The sequence below is a fragment of the Microbacterium sp. R1 genome (assembly GCF_015159725.1).
GTDB lineage: Bacteria > Actinomycetota > Actinomycetes > Actinomycetales > Microbacteriaceae > Microbacterium > Microbacterium oxydans.
The window spans coordinates 84,699-99,281 of record NZ_JADDUD010000001.1; the positions used below are offsets into that span (position 1 = coordinate 84,699).

The 14,583-nt window shown below is 69.7% G+C and carries 13 protein-coding genes; 6 read left to right on the top strand and 7 right to left on the bottom strand.

The features are described 5' to 3' along the window. Positions 1–6: 6 nt before the first annotated feature. The 4 genes from ILP86_RS00315 to ILP86_RS00330 all read right to left on the bottom strand — a co-directional run bounded on the left by ILP86_RS00315 (position 7) and on the right by ILP86_RS00330 (position 3,809). Entirely contained in the window at positions 7–996 is a 990-nt protein-coding gene (locus ILP86_RS00315; RefSeq protein ID WP_179515709.1) for a LacI family DNA-binding transcriptional regulator, read from the bottom strand. A gap of 130 nt (positions 997–1,126) precedes the next feature. After that, on the bottom strand, positions 1,127–2,068 hold the full coding sequence (locus ILP86_RS00320; RefSeq protein ID WP_179515710.1) for a J domain-containing protein: 942 nt from the start codon (positions 2,066–2,068) through the stop codon (positions 1,127–1,129). A gap of 70 nt (positions 2,069–2,138) precedes the next feature. Then, positions 2,139–2,792 carry a YigZ family protein gene (locus ILP86_RS00325; protein WP_113681717.1) on the bottom strand — a complete coding sequence of 218 codons (654 nt, stop codon included), beginning with the start codon at positions 2,790–2,792 and terminating at the stop codon, positions 2,139–2,141. A gap of 30 nt (positions 2,793–2,822) precedes the next feature. Continuing rightward, positions 2,823–3,809, bottom strand: a complete 987-nt coding sequence (locus tag ILP86_RS00330; protein ID WP_193761122.1) for an aldo/keto reductase — start codon at positions 3,807–3,809, stop codon at positions 2,823–2,825. A gap of 203 nt (positions 3,810–4,012) precedes the next feature. On the opposite strand from ILP86_RS00330, the gene ILP86_RS00335 reads away from it, so the two are divergent. The 4 genes from ILP86_RS00335 (at position 4,013) to ILP86_RS00350 (ending at position 8,641) form a co-directional block, all read left to right on the top strand. After that, entirely contained in the window at positions 4,013–6,136 is a 2,124-nt protein-coding gene (locus tag ILP86_RS00335) for an MMPL family transporter (RefSeq protein WP_193761123.1), read from the top strand. Positions 6,137–6,224: 88 nt separating this feature from the next. Then, the gene (locus ILP86_RS00340) at positions 6,225–7,448 is read left to right on the top strand and encodes a sensor histidine kinase (protein ID WP_308431867.1); all 1,224 of its coding nucleotides are present in this window, start codon (positions 6,225–6,227) and stop codon (positions 7,446–7,448) included. Beyond that, a complete protein-coding gene (locus ILP86_RS00345; protein WP_046748595.1) occupies positions 7,445–8,068 on the top strand; it encodes a response regulator transcription factor in 624 nt (207 codons plus the stop codon). Before ILP86_RS00340 ends, ILP86_RS00345 begins: the two co-directional genes overlap by 4 nt. A gap of 147 nt (positions 8,069–8,215) precedes the next feature. Then, a complete protein-coding gene (locus ILP86_RS00350; RefSeq protein ID WP_046748596.1) occupies positions 8,216–8,641 on the top strand; it encodes a DUF2871 domain-containing protein in 426 nt (141 codons plus the stop codon). A 17-nt stretch (positions 8,642–8,658) separates the two neighbouring features. Here ILP86_RS00350 and cycA read toward each other — a convergent pair whose 3' ends face one another. Then, positions 8,659–10,128: a D-serine/D-alanine/glycine transporter gene (cycA, locus tag ILP86_RS00355; RefSeq protein ID WP_046748597.1), complete on the bottom strand. Its 1,470-nt coding sequence runs from the start codon at positions 10,126–10,128 to the stop codon at positions 8,659–8,661. Between the two features lie 156 nt (positions 10,129–10,284). On the opposite strand from cycA, the gene ILP86_RS00360 reads away from it, so the two are divergent. Further along, complete coding sequence (locus ILP86_RS00360) at positions 10,285–11,757, top strand: MATE family efflux transporter (protein ID WP_061015887.1); 1,473 nt, start codon at positions 10,285–10,287, stop codon at positions 11,755–11,757. A 134-nt stretch (positions 11,758–11,891) separates the two neighbouring features. Further along, entirely contained in the window at positions 11,892–12,314 is a 423-nt protein-coding gene (locus tag ILP86_RS00365) for a hypothetical protein (protein WP_127012806.1), read from the top strand. Positions 12,315–12,318: 4 nt separating this feature from the next. On the opposite strand, the gene ILP86_RS00370 is transcribed toward ILP86_RS00365, so the two are convergent. Both ILP86_RS00370 and ILP86_RS00375 read right to left on the bottom strand, forming a co-directional pair. Next, on the bottom strand, positions 12,319–14,028 hold the full coding sequence (locus ILP86_RS00370) for an AMP-binding protein (RefSeq protein WP_193761125.1): 1,710 nt from the start codon (positions 14,026–14,028) through the stop codon (positions 12,319–12,321). Between the two features lie 83 nt (positions 14,029–14,111). After that, on the bottom strand, positions 14,112–14,579 hold the full coding sequence (locus ILP86_RS00375; RefSeq protein ID WP_052748772.1) for an Lrp/AsnC family transcriptional regulator: 468 nt from the start codon (positions 14,577–14,579) through the stop codon (positions 14,112–14,114). Between the last annotated feature and the right edge of the window lie 4 nt (positions 14,580–14,583).

The following is a 14,583-nucleotide window of genomic DNA, read 5'->3' on the forward strand; positions in this document are numbered from 1 at the left end:
TATCGACTAGCTCGTGCTCTCCCGGAAGTGCACGACGTTGCAGTCGACGATCTCGGTGCGCGGCTGCGCCCCGAGGATGTCTGCCCGCAGGAGGCGGGCGGCGGCGCGGCCCCGGGCCGCGGGGTCGGACGAGACGCTGGTCAGCGCCGGAGACAGGTGGGCGGAGAGGTGGTCGTCATCGAAGCCCGAGATCGCGAGGTCCTGCGGGATCGAGAGGCCCTGGGAGCGCGCGTAGGAGAGGCCGGCGATGGCCATGGTGTCGTTCGAGTAGAGGACCGCGGTCGGGCGGTCGGGCAGGGCGAGGAGCTCGGCGGTGCGGGTGCGCCCGCTCGCGGCGGTGAAATCGCCCTCGCGGAGCAGCTCGTCGTCGCCGATCGCCGCGACGTACGCGTCGGCGCGCGCCTTCGAGTGCACGTAGTCGAGCGGACCCGAGACGTGGGCGATGCGCTCGTGCCCGGCGGCCCGGAGGTGCGCGATGATCTCGCGGACCGGGGCGGTGTCGTCGGTGCGCACGCACGAGAACCCGGTCGGCTGGTCGTAGGCGCCCACCAGCACGGTGGGCAGTCCGAGGTCGTCGAGGAAGGGCACGCGCCAGTCGTCGGTGCGCAGGTCGAGCAGGAGGGCACCGTCGGCCCTGCCGTGGGTGAGCGTGCGGTAGGCGCGCTCTTCGGCATCGCGGCCGGAGACGACCTGGAGCAGGAGTGCCGTCTCGGTCTCGGCGAGCACCGACTCGACGCCGGCGATGAACGCGGGGAAGAAGGAGTCGTTCGCGATGACCTGGGGATCGCGAGCGAGCACCACGGCGACGGCGTTGGCCCGACGGGTGGCGAGGGCTCGCGCGCTCTGGCTCGGTGCCCAGTTCAGCTTCTCGGCCGCAGCGAGCACCTTCGCCTTCGTCTCGTCGGAGATCGGGCGGTTGCCGCTGAGGGCGTGCGAGACGGTGGCCTTCGTGACGCCTGCTTCGCGAGCGACATCGGCGATGGTCGTGCGGCTCATGCCACCTCCTCGTGGATTCCGGACGCTCCGATGCGCTCATCGGTGAACCGGTTTGACGAGTGTAAACCGGTTTGATCGCGGAAGTCAACGATGCCATCCGATTCCTCCGGAGGTATGGCGAGAGGCGGGATCAGACGAAGCGGACGGTCTGCTGCAGCCGCGTGCGCACGTCGAACAGCTCGTTGCCGCCGATCGCCCGCGCCTGCGGGACGCCCTGGCGCAGCACCATGGCGAGGGCGCTGCGTCGTACCACGACGACCGGAACTCCGCGGCTCGTGCCCAGCGGCGTGACGGCCTGGGCGAGGTCGTCATCAGGCAGCACGATGATCATGCCGCCGAAGCGCACGCGCGCAGCCTTGGCGATCGTGCGCATCCTGCTGAGCGCGGCGGTGACGGGCGCGCGGGTGCCGAGGCTCGGGCCGGTGATCTCGCCGCGGCGGAAGCCGACGACCCCTCCGAAGTCCTCCGACATCACGCCGTACAGGCCGGATGGGCCGAGCACCACGTGATCGAGCTTGTCGTCGGCATCCGCTCCCACCGCGACGTCGTGCCACACCGTGAAGCCCATGCCGAGGTCGGACACCGTGCGGGCCGTGGCCTCTTCTGCCAGGGCGTCGGCGAGGAGTCGACGCAGATCGCGCGGAGCCGAGCGCACGAGGGCGGGGTCGTAGGGATCGGGCACCTCGACGCCGCGGCCGGCCCATTCGCGGATGAGTGCGAGGTAGCGCTCACGACGCCATCCGCCGGGGTGGCCGTAGGAGCGGGCGCGGGGGCGGGTGTCGGTGCGGGCTGCGGGCGGGCGCCATCCGCTCCACTCCGCCGCGGGGTCGGCTGCTGCGCCGGGCGTCGTGGTCGGTACGCCGGTGCGGCGGTCGTAGGCGGCGCGGCTCTCGACGGTGCCGACCAGCTCCCACGCGCGCTGCACCTGGATGAAGACCGCGGCGTCGCCGCCGGTGTCCGGATGCGTCTGGCGCAACCTCAGACGATAGGCACGGCGCAGCTCGACGTCATCGACGGTGGGGTCGACTTCGAGGATCTCGTAGGCCGAAGCCGAGAGCGGACTGTCGAACATCGCTCTCCCTCCGCGACCGCGGCATCCAGGATATCCGCCGCTCCTTGTGGGTTGGCCGATCCGACAAGCCTCAGGCGGGCACGTCGACGATGCGCTCCACCCCGAGGACCGGGGTGATCGAGCCGGCGGATGCCGCGGCCAGGTCATCGGCCAGGCGGGGGAGCTCTTCTTCGGGCGCCCACAGTTCGAGCGTGGCCATCGCCGCGTATGCGGGGTCGCCGAGCGTCGCGCCGTGATGCGTCGCCCACTCGCGCAGCAGATTGTCGTAGCGCCCCGCCTCGGCGTGCGGCACCTCGAGCGTGACCTGGCGGAGGGCCGCTCGCCGCACGAGCGAGGCCAGATCGAGCGACTCGGACACGGCGGAGGAGTAGGCACGCACCAGACCGCCCGCGCCGAGTTTCACGCCGCCGAAGTAGCGGGTCACCACTGCGACCACATCGGTCAGGTCGCGCCGACGCAGCACTTCGAGCATCGGGATGCCCGCGGTCCCCGACGGCTCACCGTCATCAGAGGACCGCGCCTGATCGCCGAGCAGTCCGGTCACCATCGCGGTGCAGTTGTGGTTGGCGTCCCACGCCCGCTTGCGGATGCCGGCGATCACGGCCTCGGCCTGCTCGACAGAAGCCACGGGCTCGATGCGGGTCAGGAAGCGCGACTTGCGGATGACGATCTCGTGCTCGACAGCGGCCGCGATGGTCGCGGGGTAGCTGCGGGCCGAGGTCACCCGCCTCACGATACCGAGGCCGCACGTCGGTCAACGGTCGACGAACGCCATCTGCTGCGGGTTGTAGCGGTCGCCACTCACCCCGATGCGCGTCGCGAGGGTCGAGAGGTCGGCGACCTCGTCGGCCGAGAGCGCGACGGCCGTGCTCCCGGCGTTCTCCGCGATACGCGCGGTGCGCCGTGTGCCGGGGATCGGCACGATCCACGGCTGCTGGGCGAGCAGCCAGGCCAGCGCGATCTGCCCGGGGGTGGCCTCCTTCGCCGCGGCCAGCTCGGCCACGTGCGCCACGAGCGCCTGGTTCGCCGCCCGGTTCTCGGCCGTGAACCGCGGGATCGTGGCGCGGATGTCCCCGGCGGCGAAGTCGGCCGCGGTGTCGACGGTGCCGGTCAGGAATCCCTTGCCGAGCGGGCTGAAGGGTACGAAACCGATGCCCAGTTCGGCGAGCACCGGCAGGATCTCGGCCTCGGGGTCACGGGTCCACAGCGAGTATTCGCTCTGCAGCGCGGTGACCGGGTGCACGGCGTGCGCGCGACGGATGGTGTCGGCCGAGGCCTCTGAGAGCCCGAAGTGGTGCACCTTGCCTTCCGCGATCAGCTCGCCGACGGTCCCGGCCACGTCCTCGATCGGCACCTCGGGGTCGACGCGGTGCTGGTAGAACAGATCGATCACATCGGTGCGCAGACTCCGCAGCGAGGCCTCGGCCACCCGCCGTATCTGCTCAGGGCGGCTGTTCAGCCCCACGCTCCTGCCGTCTACGATGTCCCACCCGAACTTGGTCGCGAGCACGACCCGGTCGCGGAGGGGTTCGAGAGCCTCGCCGACGAGCTCCTCGTTCACGTACGGGCCGTACACCTCGGCCGTATCGAAGAAGTCGACGCCGTGATCGAGTGCCGACCGCAGCACGGCGATCATGTCGTCGCGGCTGCCCGGGTTGGGTCCGTAGCTCTGCGACATGCCCATGCAGCCGAGGCCGACCGCCGAGACCTGCAGGCCCTGTCCGAGAGTGCGTGTGTGCATGGGGTGGTCCTTTCCTCGTGGTCGCAGACGGATCGGCGGCGCTGGACCCGACGTTACGCGCGGGCACGATCACGAGGGAGTCCCTGACAGAACCCCGCTGACCGGAACCCCCTTCCAGGTGTGGGCGGATCCATCGAACGGTGGAGAGGGGTGTCAGCCCCCTGTCCGATCCCCGCGACGGGGGCGGCGGCTGGACTGGATGCATGCTCCGCACCCTCCGTTCCCTTCCCCTGTGGCTCACCTCGCGGCGCGGCGGGTGGATCTCCCTGCTCGTCGCGCTCGTCGCGTTCACCGCTCTGCTCGGCGCGCTGGGTCGGGCATCGCTCCCCGCGGGAAACGATGTGGCTCCGCCGGACTCCGAATCCGCGCGGGCGGCCGTGCTCGCCGCGGGCTTCGATGATGCGGACGAGGGCACGGTGCTCCTGGTCGCGACCAGAGACGACGGTGCGCAGCTCGGCGATGCCGACCTCGACGCTCTCTCCGATCTCGCGGCGGACGTCCGAGCCGAGACCGGGCGCGAGCCGCACGGACCGATCGTCAGCGACGACGGAGAGGCCGCGGCGATCCAGGCGACGCTGACCCTGGAAGACGACGATGCCGCCGCGGACGCCGTGCGCGATCTGCGCGGCACCGTGACGCAGCATCCGATCGACGGGGTGAGCGTACAGGTCACCGGCGGACCGGCGTTCGGTGTGGACGTCGCCTCGGCGTTCGACGGAGCCGACTTCACGCTGTTGATGGTGACCCTCGGGATCGTGGCGCTGCTGCTCATCGTCACGTACCGCTCGCCTGTGCTGTGGATGGTCCCCCTGGTGGTGGTCGCGCTCGCCGATCAGCTGGCGAACAAGGCGACGGCGGCGATCGGGGCGGGTCTCGGACTGCAGTTCGACTCCGGCATCGTGAGTGTTCTCGTCTTCGGCGCCGGCACGAACTACGCCCTCCTGCTGATCTCGCGCTATCGCGAGGAGCTCGCGCGCGAGACCGACCACCGCCGTGCCCTCGTGGGCGCATGGCGGGCCACTGCACCGGCGATCGTCGCCTCGAACGTGACCGTGGTCCTCGCTCTGTCGACCCTGACCCTTGCGGTGATCCCCGGTACACGCGGGCTCGGTATCGCGTCGGCCGTGGGACTCCTGATCGCGCTCGCCGCCGTGCTGCTGGTGCTGCCACCCGCGCTCGCCGTATGCGGGCGGCGCCTCTTCTGGCCGTTCGCGCCGCGGGTGGGCGACGCCGCCGTGACGGGTCGTGTGTGGGGTGCGGTGGCGCAGCGCGTCTCCCTGCGCCCGTGGGTGCCCCTGGTCGGTGCGCTCGCGTTGCTCGGCGCCTTCGCGGGTGGTCTCGCGGGGGCCTCGGTCGGGCTCACGCAAGTCGAGAAGTTCCGTGTTGCTTCCGAGTCGGCGGCGGGTCTCACAGCGCTCGGCGAGCACTTCCCCGCGGGAGAGGCCCAGCCGATGATCGTGATCGGCGATGTGTCGGACACCGATGCGCTGACCGCGGCGATCGGCGATGTGCCCGGGGTGCTCCGGGTGTCGACGACGGGGGAGAGCACCGACGGCGCGCTCGTCCGGCTGCTCGTCGTGGGACATCCCGCGCCGGGAACGCCCGAGAGCCTCGACCTGGTCGGGGCAGTGCGAGAGGCCGCGCACGCCGTGCCCGGTGACGCCGTGGTCGGTGGCCCGGTGGCGGCCGACCTCAACGCCCGCGAGGGCAACCAGCGCGACCTGCTCCTGATCGTTCCCCTCGTGCTCGCGGTCAGTCTGCTCGTGCTCATCGTGCTCCTGCGCTCCCTGGTGGCACCCGTGTTGCTGCTCGCGGTGAACATCCTCAGCGCGGTCGCCGCGATCGGTGCGGGCACCTGGCTGAGCCGAGTCTTGTTCGGATGGGAGGCGCTGGACCTGCAGGTGCCGCTGCTCTCGTTCCTGTTCCTCGTGGCGCTGGGGATCGACTACACGATCTTCCTCGTCCACAGGACTCGCGTGGAGGCACGGACCGTCGGCACCCGTCAGGGGATGGTGCGCGCACTCACGGCGACGGGTGGCGTCATCACCAGTGCGGGTGTCGTGCTCGCCGCGGTGTTCGCCGCGCTCGGATTGCTGCCCCTGGTCACGCTCGGGCAGATCGGGCTCATCGTCGGCATCGGAGTGCTGGTCGACACCTTCGTGGTGCGCACACTGGTGGTTCCGGCGATCTTCGCGATCGTCGGCGAGCGGATGTGGTGGCCGGGAACCGCAGGGCGGAGAAGATCCCGGGCGGATCGAGGCGGAGAACGGCCGGACGGGGGAGAATACGAGCATGCCGCCGTCCCCAGCACCCGAGATGCGAGCTGAGTCGTCGCGGCCGGAGTCGTCGCGACCGGAGTCGTCGCGGCCGGAGCGTGCGGCAGGCTTTCGCGCTCCGAGCACGTGGGCGAGCCTGGTGGGGTCTATCCGGATCGGCCAGGCCGTCATCACCGTGGTGCTGCTCGTGGTCGGAGCCTGGCGCGCGGCGGCGGACGGCGTCCCGCTGCCGTGGGTGCTCGCCCTCTCGCTCGTCTTCCTCGGCTGGTACGGAGGAGGGTTGCTGCTCAGCGAGCGCACCTCCGACCGCCGTCTGGCGACGTGGTGGCTGCTCGGACTCACACTCATCTGGCTCGGCGCGGTCGTGGTGTCGCCGGAGTTCGTCTGGCTCGCGTTCCCCCTGTGGTTGCTCGCCGGGTTCGTGATGCGCCTGCGCTGGGCGCTGCTGCTCAGCGCGGCCGTCCTCGTCGTCGTGGTGACCGCTCCGCTGCTGCACACCGGCACCACGACCTATGCGAACGTGATCGGGCCTCTCGTCGGCGGGGTCTTCGCTCTAGGGATCTCCCGCGGATACCTCGAGCTCGTCCGCGATGGACGGGAGCGACGCCGACTGATCGCCTCGCTCGTGGCCACCCAGGAGGAGATGGCCGCGCTGCAGGACGAGCTGGCTCGCACCCAGCGCGAGTCGGGGGCGAGCGAGGAGCGCACCAGGGTGTCGCGCGACATCCACGACACCGTGGCGCAGAGCCTGTCGTCGATCGGGATGCTCACGCGGTCCGCCCTGGAGGCGGACGACCCGGCGCAGCGTACCCGTGCCCTCGAACAGATCGGTGCGCTCGCTGCGGAGGGGATGGCCGATGCGCGGCGCATCGTGAACGCCCTGATGCCGGCCGAGCTCGAATCCACCGCGCTCGGCGACGCCCTGGCCCGCATGCTCGAGCGCCTCGCCGAGGAGACCGGGATCGAGGCGACGCTGCACGCCGACGACGACCTGCCGTCGCTCGGCATCGACGCCGAGGTCGCCCTGTTGCGCACGGCGCAGTCGGCCCTCGCGAACGTCCGCTCCCACGCATCCGCGACCAGGGTCGTGGTCACCCTCGCGGACGCCGGCGACGCGGTGCGGCTCGACATCGTCGATGACGGGATCGGTTTCGACGCGCGGCAGTGGGACCGGCAGCGGGACGCGCAGGGTGGCGTCGGCAGCACGGGTGGTGGGTACGGGTTGCGCTCGATGCGCGCGCGCCTGCGGGAGCTCGGCGGAGGGCTCGACGTGGAGAGCGCCCCGGGAGACGGCACCGCGCTCTCGGCGCACATCCCCCTCGGCGGCACCGCTCAGGGGCGACGGAACGGAGGGGAGGGATGACCGCGGTGCGCGTGCTGCTCGTCGACGACCACCCCATCGTGCGGGCCGGCGTGCGCTCGCTGTTCGACCATCGCGATGACGTCGAGGTGGTGGGGGAAGCGGCATCCGGTGAGGAGGCCGTGGCCCTTGCGCGGCACCTGCATCCGGACGTCGTGCTGTGCGACCTGCGGCTCGGCGAGGGCATGGACGGCGTGCAGACGACCGCCGCCCTCCGCGCGCAGGAACCGGCACCCGCGGTGCTGATCCTGACGACGTTCGACCGCGACGCCGAGATCCTGGGAGCCATCGAGGCGGGAGCCGCGGGCTACCTCCTCAAGGATGTGGCGCCGGACGACATCGCGCGCGCGATCCGCCAGGCGGCGTCGGGGGCGCTTGTGCTCACCCCCGAGCTCAGCGAGAGGGTGGTGCGGGTGATGCGTGCGCCGCGGGTGCGCCTGACCGACCGGGAGCTCGAGGTGCTGCGTCTGCTCGACACCGGAGCATCCAACCGCGAGATCGCGAAGACCCTGTTCGTCACGGAGGCCACCGTGAAGACCCACCTCGTGCACGTGTTCGAGAAGCTCGGCGCCGACAGCCGTGCACGCGCCATCGCCATCGCGCACGACACCGGTCTGCTCTGAGCCGTCTGTCTGCTCTGAACGGGCTGGGTCCTCTAAGCGGCTGGGTCTTTCGCGCGGCTGCGCCCTCGACGGGCCCGTTCTCAACCGTTCGATGGATCCCCGGAACGGTCACCCCGGCGAGGCTGGGATCAGACCGAAAGGATTCCGATGCGCCGCCTCTTCTCCGCCGCGTTCGCCTACATGCTCGTGGGCGTCGCCTCCGGACTCTTCTACCGAGAGTTCACCAAGATCAACGACTTCCCCGAGGGCGAGTCGACGCAGCTCGGCCTGGTGCACACGCACCTGCTCGTGCTCGGCTTCGTCGTCCTGCTGATCGTCCTGCTCCTCGAGAAAGCGTTCACGCTGTCCGAGAGCCGCCTGTTCGGCTGGTTCTTCTGGCTGTACAACGCGGGCCTCGTGCTCACGACGGCCATGATGATCTGGCACGGCAGCCTCACGGTGCTCGGCCAGGAGTCGAGCGGCATGATCGCCGGCATCGCAGGCCTCGGCCACATCCTCCTCAGCGCCGGCATGATCCTGCTGTTCCTCGCCCTCCGCAAGCGCCTGTTCGTCCCGAAGCCGGCCGTCGCCTGATTCGAAACGGGGAACCGTCAGTCCGCCTCCACCGAGTCGTCGCGCAGGTGGGCGATGTGTGCCGCATGCCGCGCCAGGTGGTTCGGTGAGCGGCGCACGAACAGCCACGCCACGAACAGCACCACGAACCAGATCGGTGTCACGAGCAGCGCGGTCAACGTATCGGGCTGGGTCGTGAGCGCCCACAGGATGAACACGAAGAACGCCAGCACGACGTAGACCATGAATACGCCGCCGGGCAGCCGGAACGTCGATGCGGCGACCTTGTCCTTGCGCGTGCGCCGGTACACGAGGTAGCTGCACAGGAAGATCGTCCACACGAACATGAAGCACAGCGCCGAGACCGTGGTCACCATGTCGAAGGCCGTGCCGATGTCCTTGCCCGCATACAGCAGCACCACACCGGAGAGCAGCAGGATGCACGACAGGAACAGCGCGTTCTGCGGCACGCGGCGGCGGGAGAGGCGGGCGAACATGCGCGGGGCGTCGCCGTCCTGTGCGAGTCCGAACACCATGCGCGAGGTCGAGTAGATGCCGGAGTTGGCGCTCGACATGGCCGAGGTCAGCACCACGAGGTTCACGACGGTCGCGGCGATGCCCAGACCCGCGAGGGCGAACATCGCGATGAAGGGGCTCTCGCCTGCCACGTACTCGGTCCACGGGGTGACCGCCATCAGCACGATGAGCGCGCCCACGTAGAACAGCAGCACGCGGATCGGGATCGCGTTGATCGCCTTGGGGAGGTTGCGCTTCGGGTCCTTGGTCTCGGCCGCGGCGGTTCCCACGAGCTCGATGCCGACGAAGGCGAACACGGCGATCTGGAACCCGGCGACGAAGCCCATGAATCCGTGCGGGAACATGCCGCCCTTGTCCCACAGGTTCGAGAAGCTCGCGGTGCCGGCGTCGTGCTGGAACCCGGTGAAGATCATCACGAGTCCGGTGACGATGAGCGCGACGATCGCGACGATCTTGATCAGCGCGAACCAGAACTCCATCTCGCCGAACGCGGCGACGGTGGGCAGGTTCAGGGCGAGCAGGATCACGATCACGAGGATGCCGGGGATCCACAGCGGGATGCCCGGGATCAGCGCGTCCGTGTAGCCGGCGATCGCGATCACGTCGGCGACTCCGGTGACCACCCAGCAGAACCAATAGGTCCAGCCGGTGAAGAACCCCGCCCACGGGCCGAGCAGATCGCTCGCGAAGTCGCTGAACGACTTGTACTTCAGGTTCGACAGCAGCAGCTCGCCCATCGCCCGCATCACGAAGAAGAGCATGAACCCGATGATCATGTAGACGAAGATCACGGATGGGCCCGCGACCGAGATGGTCTTGCCGCTGCCCATGAACAGTCCGGTGCCGATGGCGCCGCCGATCGCGAGCAGTTGGATGTGGCGGTTGCTCAGTGCGCGCCGCAGGTGCTGTTCCTCTCCGTCCGCGGCGACATCGCGCTCGCGTCCGGTTTCCCCCGTGTACTGCTCGGTCACTTTCTTCCTCCGGTCGTCGTCGACTGCGTCGATCCGAAGGTACCCGTCGACCGCGCGATGCTCGGAATCGAGATCCGCTATTCCGTCGCGCCGAATCGATTCGATAGGCTTGTCGCACCCCCGATCAACCCCCCCAGTTCTGCGAGCCGCTCCTTCATGGCCACCTCTCTCACCACGGGCCGCCCGTGGCGCGTCATCCTTGCCTTCTCCATCCCCCTTCTGCTCGGGAACGTGGTGCAGCAGCTGTACCAGTTCGCCGATGCCATCGTCGTCGGTCGGCACCTCGGCGTCACCTCCCTCGCGGCGGTCGGCGCGACCGGCAGCCTGCTGTTCCTGCTGCTCGGGTTCGCCTGGGGACTGACGAGCGGTTTCGCGATCCCGATCGCCCAGGCCTTCGGCGCGAGGGATGACGCGGCCGTGCGCCGTTCGGTCGCGACCGGTGTTCTGCTGAGCGTCATCACGAGTGTGATCCTGACGATCGGAGCGCCCCTCCTCGCCGGTCCGATCCTCGCGCTGCTGCAGACGCCGCCCGAGTTGATGGCCGAGGCCACGATCTTCACCCAGATCAGCTTCCTCGGCGCGAGCGCGACGATGTTCTTCAACTACCTCTCCGCGATCATCCGTGCGATCGGAGATTCCAAGACCCCGCTGGTGTTCCTCACCGTGTCGTGCGCCCTGAACGTCGGGCTCGTCGTCCTGATGGTCGGGCCGCTGGAGTGGGGTGTGGGCGGAGCCGCGCTCGCGACCGTGGTCGCCCAGGCGGTCTCGGTCGCCCTGTGCCTCGAGTTCGTGCGTCGTCGGCTGCCCATGCTCCACCTGCGCCGTGCGGACTGGCGGATCACCAGCGGTGACGTCGCTGAGCACCTGCGCCTCGGTCTGCCCATGGGATTCCAGGCGTCGATCATCGCGATCGGCACGCTGACCGTACAGGTCGCGCTCAACACCCTGGGGGCGGATGCGGTCGCGGCCTACACGACCGGATCCCGCGTCGACAGTCTCGCGGTGGCCCTGCTGTCATCGCTCGGACTCGCTGTCTCGATGTACGCCGCGCAGAACCACGGGGGTCGGCGTCCCGACCGCATCCGTCGCGGTGTGGTCGAGGCGACCTGGATGGCCGTCGTCGCCGGCTTGGTGCTCGGTGGACTGCTCATCGCCTTCGGTGCGCCGATGGTCCGTCTGTTCATCGGCGAGGGGTCGGACGACGTCGTCGACGAGGCGCATCGGATGCTCATCATCAACGGATGCGGGTACTGGGCGCTGGGCATGCTGTTCGTCCTGCGGGGAGCCCTGCAGGGACTCGGTCACACGCTCGTCCCCACGGTCACCGGCGTGATCGAGCTCGTGATGCGCGTGGGAGCGGCCATCGTGCTGGGCGCGTGGATCGGATTCGACGGAGTCGCCCTCAGCAACCCGCTCGCCTGGCTCGGCGCTATCGTCCTGCTCGTCCCCGCGTACGTCCGCGCGCACCGCGCCCTCGGTCGGCTGCCCATCGACCCGGCGGAGGCCACCGAGACCTCGGCCATCGCGATCGTCGGGCCGACCGACGGGTCGATGGTCGTGGACGCCGTGGTCACCCAGCCTGTCCGCGTCCTCCGCGCGCGCCGCCTGCGCTGGCCGCGCCGTCGCTGACGATCTCGTCGCTTTGTCCGCAGTGCACGGATATCCCTCTCCAGGATGATGCGGATCGCACTTGAGACGGATGCCCTCCCCGGGAGACACTTCTAATGTCGAATGAGTGGAGTAACCACTGACGGGGGGTCGTCATGACGACATTGAGAGTGGCCAGCGATCTGGCTGCGGTGATGGTGCCGATCGGTTACGTGGGTGCGGCGCTCGCCGCCATCTTCGCGATCGTCGCGGCGGTCGCCATCGTCCGGGGAGCCGGTGGGCTCGCCGGGGGCGCGGTGGGACTGTGGATCGTGGGAGCGCTGATGAGCTTCGCGGCGTCGTTCGCGCGCGACTGGACGCCGCTGATCCTGGCGGGCGGATCGCTCGTGGCGATGCTGATCGTCGGGAGCATCGTGCGTGCCATCGTCGACGCGGGCGGTGTCGGGCGCACCGACCGCACGGTCGAGGAGGCACTGCCGACCGCGATCCCGGCCTCGAAGGCTCCCCCCGCTCCGACGTCGAAGCCGGTGCTCACCAAGACCGGACCGGCGACGGCCTCGATCGCCATCGTCCGCTGAGCGCTCAGCGGTAGTCGCGGTCGCGGTGCTGTCCGCTCTCGTCGCCCGACTGCACCCGCTCCGCTTCGCGCGCCCTCAGCTCCACACGGCGGATCTTGCCCGAGATCGTCTTCGGCAGCTCGGGCACGAACTCGATGATCCGCACCCACAGATGCGATGACAGGCGCTCGTGCGCGTACGCGAAGATCGCACGCGCCGCCTCGGTCTCGGTGTTCGTGGAGTCCGGAGTAAGGCAGACGTAGGCCTTCGGCACGGCCAGGCGCGTGGGATCGGGGCTCGGGATCACGGCCGCCTCGACCACGAGCTCATGCTCGAGCAGCACCGACTCGAGCTCGAAGGGCGAGATCTTGTAGTCCGAGGCCTTGAACACGTCGTCGGAGCGACCCACGTAGGTGAGGTACCCCTCGTCGTCGCGCACGGCGATGTCGCCGGTGTGGTGGTAGCCGCCCGCCCGGGACTCCGCGGTCTTCTCAGGGTCGTCGTAGTACCCGGCCATGAGCCCGAGCGGCGGGTGCGCCAGGTCGAGCGCGATCTCGCCCTCTCCGTCGACGACCTCTCCTGTGACGGGGTCCAGCAGCACGACCGGGTACCCGGGCAGAGGTCGTCCCATGGAACCGACCTTGACGGTCTGCCCGGGGGAGTTCCCGATGCAGGCCGTCATCTCGGTCTGTCCGAAACCGTCGCGGATCGTTCCGCCCCAGGCTTCCCGCACCCTGTCGATGACTTCGGGGTTCAGGGGTTCTCCCGCGCCCACGAGCTCGCGTGGCGGGTGCGTCAGGCGGGCGAGGTCGGCCTGGATCAGCATGCGCCACACCGTCGGCGGCGCGCAGAAGGTCGACACGTGATGGGCGTCCATCACCTGCATGAGGGTGTTCGCGTCGAAGCGGGCGTAGTTGTAGACGAAGACGGTCGCCTCGGCGAGGAACGGCGAGTAGAAGCTCGACCAGGCATGCTTGGCCCATCCAGGCGACGAGATGTTCAGGTGCACGTCGTCGGGGCGCACGCCGAGCCACCACATGGTCGACAGGTGTCCGATCGGGTACGAGGCGTGCGTGTGCTGCACGAGCTTGGGCCGGTTGGTGGTGCCGGAGGTGAAGTAGAGCAGTGCCGTGTCGGATGACGGGGTGGGGCCGTCGGGTTCGAAGCTCGTGGGCGCCGCTGCGGCGTCGTCGAAGGGCGCCCATCCGGACGGCAGGTCAGCGCCCACGCCGATGCGCAGGATGCCGGGGTCGATGCCGGTGAGGCGGTCGGCGAGCGTTCCGAGCGTGACGACAGCTCGTGCGCGCCCGTGATCGACGCGGTAGGCGAGATCCGCCGCGGACAGGAGCGTGGATGTCGGGATCGAGACGGCTCCGACCTTCGTGATCGCCAGCATCACCTCCCACAGCTCGATCGTGTTGTTCAGCATGACGATCACGTGGTCGCCGCGGCGGATACCGATGCGGGTGAGCCAGGCGGCCACCTGGTCGGAGCGCGTCGAGAGCTCCCCGTAAGTCCAGGAGTGCAGGCTCAGATCGGCCTCCACGATCTGCACGGCCGGTCGGTCGGGTTTCTCGCCGGCGATGACGTCGAACCACTCGAGCGCGAAGTTGAACTCGTCGACCTCGGGCCAGACGAATCCCTCTCGCGCCGCGGCGTAGTCGGTCGCGTTCGTGAAGAGGAAGTCCCGCATCTCCCGGATGGTGTGCGTGGCGGCGGTGGCGCTGCGGCTCATGGTGCTCCCTTGCTCCTTGCTGGCGTGCACTCCATCCTGGCCCATGGGTCGGCGCCAGGAGAACGGTCAGCCAAGGAGAGCGGTCAGGGGGAGAGGACCCCCGGTCCGTCGCGGAGCTCGAAGACGAGCTGGGTCTCGGTGCCACGGACGACGGGGTGGATCGTGATGTGCTCGAGCACGATGTCGCGCAGTGCCGTCGCGTCCTGCACGGCGACGTGCACCAGGAAGTCGTCGACACCGGCGACGTGGAATACCTGCAGGACACGAGGGATGCCGGCGAGCGCGTCGAAGAGCGCTGTGACCTTGGCTCCGGTGTGGTTGGCGAGGCGCACCTTGATGATCGCCTGCAGGGGGAACCCGAGAGCCGCCCCGTCGACGCGGATACGGGTGTCGCGGATCACACCGCGCTCGCGCAGTGCCCGCACCCGATGCGCGCACGTGGATTCGGCGAGACCGAGCCGATGCGCGAGCGCCTTATTGGTGGTCTCGGCGTCGCGGGTCAGCACCGCGAGCAGCTCGAGGTCGATCTCGTCGAGTTGTGCTTTCGCCAACGTG